The following is a 4,982-nucleotide window of genomic DNA, read 5'->3' on the forward strand; positions in this document are numbered from 1 at the left end:
AAACGCCGGTCTCCGTCGACACCTCCAAGGCGCTCGTCGCCCGCGAAGCCCTGGCCGCCGGCGCCGAAATCATTAACGATGTCACCGCCCTGGCGGGCGACCCAGAGATGGTCCCGCTCGCCGTCCATTCGCGCGCGGGCGTCTGCGCCATGCACATGCAAGGCACGCCGCAAACCATGCAAGACGCCCCACACTACGACGACGTAGTGGCCGAAGTTCTTGCCTGGCTGCAAATTCGCCAGCGCGAGTTGATTGCCGCCGGCATCGAGCGCGATCAATTGGCCCTCGATCCCGGCATCGGCTTCGGCAAAACCCATCAACACAATCTCAACCTCTTGGCGGGCTGCCAGCAGTTTCACCAGCTTGGATCGCCGCTGGTCCTCGGGCATTCGCGTAAAGGCTTCATTGGCAAGGTGATTGGCGATCGAGAGGCCGATCGAACTTTTGGCGCCATCGGCGTCTCATTGGCCTTGGCCTGTCATGGCGTGCAGGTGCTCAGGGTGCATGACGTGCGGTCGACCCGCGAAGCTCTAGCGCTGTTCGCTGCCGCCGGTGGCCTGGACGGCCAGCCGCTGCAGCTCTCGTAGCCAACGCGGTTTTGGCCGACATTGACCCAAATCGGCCATTGTTCGATACTCGTATGGTGCCCAAAATTCCGGCGCACCGCGGCAAATTCTGTTCTTGAGACTGGTTCAAAATGGCCGTCGCCGACTCCACCGACCTGTCCGCCTACTGTCTCGACGTCGCCCGTCGCGCACAGGCGGCGTCACAGCAATTGGCAAGCTGCGACAGCACGGCGAAGGAGCGTTGGCTCCAGTTGGCCGCCAACGCGCTCCGCGAGCGATCTGCCGAGATCATCGCCGCTAACCGGATCGATCTCGACCAGGCGCCTCGGTTTGGCCTGAGCGACGCTCAAATCGACCGGCTCAAACTGACCGCCGAGCGCATCGAATCGATCGCGGCCGGGCTCGATCAGGTCCGTACCCTCCCCGATCCGATCGGCGAGGTCATCGAGTCGTCGGTGCGTCCCAATGGCCTCCAGGTGCGCAAGGTACGTGTTCCGCTGGGCGTGATATTCTTCATCTACGAATCGCGCCCCAATGTCACGGCCGACGCCGCCGCGCTCTGCGTCAAAAGCGGCAATGCCGTCATCTTGCGTGGCGGTAAGGAAGCCGCGCATTCGAGCCGCGCGATTGTCGATATTCTGTCCGCCTGCCTCGATGAAGTGGGCCTGCCCGCCGACGCGGTGCAACTGGTCTCCACCGCCGATCGCGAGGCGGTCGGCCACTTTCTGCGGATGAACGAGTACATCACCGTCGCCATTCCTCGTGGCGGCGAGGGTCTGATTCGCCGTGTCGCCGCCGAAGCGCGGATGCCGGTCATCAAGCATTTCGACGGCAATTGCCATGTCTATGTCGATCGCGCGGCCGATCTCGCCATGGCCGAGCGTGTGACCCTGAACGCCAAATGCCAGCGAATGGGGGTCTGCAACGCCGCCGAGTCGCTGCTGGTGCATGCCGATGTCGCTGCGCAGTTTGTGCCTGGCATCGCCGCCGGCCTGCGCAAACGCGGTGTCGAACTTCGCGGAGATGCCCGAGTCTGCGATCTGGCGCCAAGCGCCACCCTGGCCACTGAGCAAGACTTCGCCACCGAGTTTCTTGGCCCGGTCATTTCGATCGCCGTGGTCGATTCGCTCGATGCCGCCATCGACCATATCAATCGCTACGGCTCAAAACACACCGATGCCATCATCACCGCCGATGCCGACGCCGCCCGCCAGTTCGAGCAACGCGTCGATAGTTCGGCAGTCATGGTGAACGCCAGCACCCGCTTCAACGACGGCTTCGAACTCGGCCTTGGCGCCGAGATCGGCATAAGCACCGACAAGCTCCACGCTCGCGGCCCGTGCGGCCTGCGCGAACTCACCAGTTATAAATACGTGTGCCACGGAACCGGCCAGGTGCGCGAATAACATCTTCGGCGGCCGCGCCGCCCACGATCGGAGGCAAGGATGCCAGACGACATTCTCAGTCAGGCGGAAGTCGAAAGCCTGATCAACACGATCGAAACCAAGCACGCGCAATCCGCCGGCGCCGCCGCGCGCCGTCCCGGTCCCACCGCCCCCAAGCTGCGCGAGAAGGTCATTCCCTACGACTTCAAGCGTCCGGAACGTGTCGGCAAGGAGCAGATGCGGGCGTTGCAAACCCTGCACGAAGGGTTTGGCCGCAATTTCGGCGCCTCGCTATCGGCCATGTTGCGCCGGCTCGTCGAGGTCAAGCTCACCAGCGTCGACCAACTCACCTACAGCGAGTTCGTGTTCAGTTTGGAGAATCCCACCTGCTTCAACCTGCTCAAGGCCGATCCGCTGGAAGGCACGTTGATTCTCGACATCAACCCCTCGATTCTCTATCCCATCATCGATCGCCTCTTGGGCGGGGGAGTGGAGAACACCACGGTCGCCCGTCGCCCGCTCACTGAGATCGAGCTTGGTTTGGTCTCGCACATCACCGAGTTGTTCCTGAAAGAGCTGAAGCACGCTTGGGAGAACGTGGTCGCGCTGGAGCTCTCGGTTGCCCGCGTCGAAAGCAATCCGCAACTGGTGCAGATTGTCCCGCCCAATGAGGTGGTGGTGCTCGTCAGCTTCGAGGTCACTCTCGGCGACGTGCGCGGCATGATGAACCTCTGCATCCCGTACAACGCCTTGGAGCGCGTTGGCGGCAAACTCACCGCCAATAGCTGGGTGTCGTACAATCGCAAACATTCCACGCCCGAAACCATCGAGAACATCAGCCAGAATCTGCAAGGCTCCGTGATCGAATTGGCCGTCGAGCTTGCAGAAACGCGGATCACCACCAAAGACCTCATCGAACTCCGTGTCGGCGACGTCATCACCACCGCCAAAGACGTGCATAGTCCGCTGGTGGTCCGCATCCAAGGCCGGCCCAAGTTCTACGCCTCGCCCGGCGCTTTCAAGGGGCAAAAGGCGATGGAGATCCAGAGCGAAATCACCGATAGCGCGGTGCTGCTCAACAAGCGTCAAGGCTGAGCCATCGGCACGCGCTAGTCGTCGGCATCCTCGACCGCCGCCTCGCACGCTTCGCCAAATATCGCTAGCCCCCGCGCGATCTCTTCGCGCGTCACGCACAAGGCCGGGCAAAATCGTACCGCCGCCGCGCCGCACGGCACGAGCAGCAGTCCGCGCTCAAACGCCGCGTGAATTAATCTTCCACGCAGTTCAGCGTCGTTGACGCCATGGCGCCGCGCGTCGACTGCCAGCATCAATCCCAAGCCGCGAACCTCACCCAAGCAAGGCGAGCGACTGGCTAGCTCTTCCAGTCCGGCGCGCAGTTCTTGCCCTCGCTCGACGGCGTTTGCCAGATATTCCTGTTCGATCAAGTCGAGCGTCGCCAAAGCCGCCCGGCAACAGAGCGGATTGCCGCCAAAGGTCGAGGCGTGGCTCCCCGGTCCCCACGTCATCCAATCGGCCGTTGCGATCATCGCCCCCAGCGGCATCCCGCTCGCGATCCCCTTGGCCAGGCACACGATGTCTGGTTCCAGACCAAAGTGCTCCGCCGCGAACATCTTTCCGGTCCGACCGATACCTGTCTGCACCTCGTCCACAATCAAGGCGGCGCCATGCTCGCGGCTCACCGCGCGCAGCATCTCCAAAAATCGCGGTTCCGCGACTCGGTATCCTCCCTCTCCCTGTACAACTTCCACCACGATTGCCGCCAATTCGCTGGGCGGAAGCGCCCGTTGAAACAAATCGTCCAGTTCTGCCCGCGAGCAATTAAATGGTAGCCGATGCACACCCGGCACCAGCGGATCGAAACCTTGCTGATGCACCGCCTTCGACCCGCCCAGCGACATGGCGCCGTAGGTGCGGCCATGAAACGCCCCGTAAAACGCCAACACGCGTGGGCGCCTCGTGGCGAATCGCGCCAACTTGAGCGCCGCCTCCACCGCCTCCGTACCGCTGTTGGTGAAGAACACCCGCTTCGGCTGGTCACCCGGCGCCAAACGCGCCAACCGCTCCGCCAGTTCGATTTCCGCGGTGTAGTAGAAGTCGGTCCCCGACATGTGAATCAACCGCTCCGCTTGATCGCGGATTGCCTCCACCACCTCCGGGTGGCAATGGCCAGTCGATGTCACCGCCAGTCCTGCCGTGAAGTCGAGAAACAAATTGCCGTCCACATCCTCAATCACGCATTCCCAACCGCGCGCCGCTACTAGCGGATACTCGCGCGTGTAAGAGGGGCTCAGCACCTGATCGTCGCGCGCGATCCAAGAGACCGCCTTCGGGCCGGGCAGCGAAGTGACCAGGTGCGGCGCCGTGACGCTTGAGTGCCATCGTTTCATCGTTATTCCGCCTTCATGCCCTGCGCCATGCGAATCGTTCGGTCGTGATTTACCGTGAACGCCGTGCGATGCGTGACCGCCTCCACGAGCGCCGCCGCCGATGGCTGCCCATTGCCGCTGCGTTTGACGCCGCCAAACGGCAGATGCACTTCGGCGCCGATGCATGGCAGATTGACGTAGCCCATGCCGTAGTCGCATTCGTCGCGATATTGCCGCCAGCGGCGATAGTCCTCGGTGATGATGCCCACCGACAACCCAAAGGGAGTGTCGTTGTAAATGCGAATCGCATCGTCATCGGTGTCGAATGGCACAATCGCCACGTGCGGCCCAAACACTTCCTCGCGAATCGTGCGCACGCCCGGCCGATGTTCCTGCAAATAGATGAACGGCGACACATAGTAACCAGCCGCGTGCGCCGCGTCGGTCATCCGCCCGCCGTCGAGCAACACCTTGGCCCCCTCCTGGCGAGCCAGCGCGTTGTAGCGCTCCACCTTGCTGGCGCCGGCTTCGTTAATCAGCGGACCCGCGAATGAACCCTTGTCGAACGGATCGCCAAATTGCAGCCGCCGCGCTCGCGCAACGAACTCCGCCGCGAACGGATCGACCAACTTGCGCTGCACCAG

At 62.8% G+C, this 4,982-nt stretch carries 5 protein-coding genes; 3 read left to right on the plus strand and 2 right to left on the minus strand.

All coding sequences use genetic code 11. From position 1 onward, the window contains the following. The 3 genes from folP to fliM all read left to right on the plus strand — a co-directional run. Positions 1 to 587: dihydropteroate synthase (gene folP / locus K1X71_20970; protein MBX7075621.1), on the plus strand; the 587-nt coding region annotated here is incomplete at its 5' end. A gap of 110 nt (positions 588 to 697) precedes the next feature. Continuing rightward, positions 698 to 1,972 carry a glutamate-5-semialdehyde dehydrogenase gene (locus K1X71_20975; GenBank protein ID MBX7075622.1) on the plus strand — a complete coding sequence of 425 codons (1,275 nt, stop codon included), beginning with the start codon at positions 698 to 700 and terminating at the stop codon, positions 1,970 to 1,972. A 39-nt stretch (positions 1,973 to 2,011) separates the two neighbouring features. Next, positions 2,012 to 3,046, plus strand: a complete 1,035-nt coding sequence (gene fliM / locus K1X71_20980) for a flagellar motor switch protein FliM (protein ID MBX7075623.1) — start codon at positions 2,012 to 2,014, stop codon at positions 3,044 to 3,046. Between the two features lie 14 nt (positions 3,047 to 3,060). Here the strand turns inward: fliM and K1X71_20985 are convergent, their stop codons facing one another. Both K1X71_20985 and K1X71_20990 read right to left on the minus strand, forming a co-directional pair. Then, complete coding sequence (locus K1X71_20985) at positions 3,061 to 4,359, minus strand: aminotransferase class III-fold pyridoxal phosphate-dependent enzyme (GenBank protein ID MBX7075624.1); 1,299 nt, start codon at positions 4,357 to 4,359, stop codon at positions 3,061 to 3,063. A 2-nt stretch (positions 4,360 to 4,361) separates the two neighbouring features. Further along, on the minus strand, positions 4,362 to 4,982 hold a 621-nt coding region (locus K1X71_20990; GenBank protein MBX7075625.1), incomplete at its 5' end, for an aldehyde dehydrogenase family protein.

The sequence above is a fragment of the Pirellulales bacterium genome, from assembly GCA_019694455.1.
Classification (GTDB): domain Bacteria; phylum Planctomycetota; class Planctomycetia; order Pirellulales; family JAEUIK01; genus JAIBBY01.

What these genes read in the sequence shown, in the direction of transcription:
- K1X71_20975 (MBX7075622.1), top strand. Translation starts at nt 698, where the DNA reads ATGGCCGTCGCCGACTCCACCGACCTGTCCGCCTACTGTCTCGACGTC.
- fliM (MBX7075623.1), top strand. Translation starts at nt 2,012, where the DNA reads ATGCCAGACGACATTCTCAGTCAGGCGGAAGTCGAAAGCCTGATCAAC.
- K1X71_20985 (MBX7075624.1), bottom strand. Translation starts at nt 4,359, where the DNA reads ATGAAACGATGGCACTCAAGCGTCACGGCGCCGCACCTGGTCACTTCG.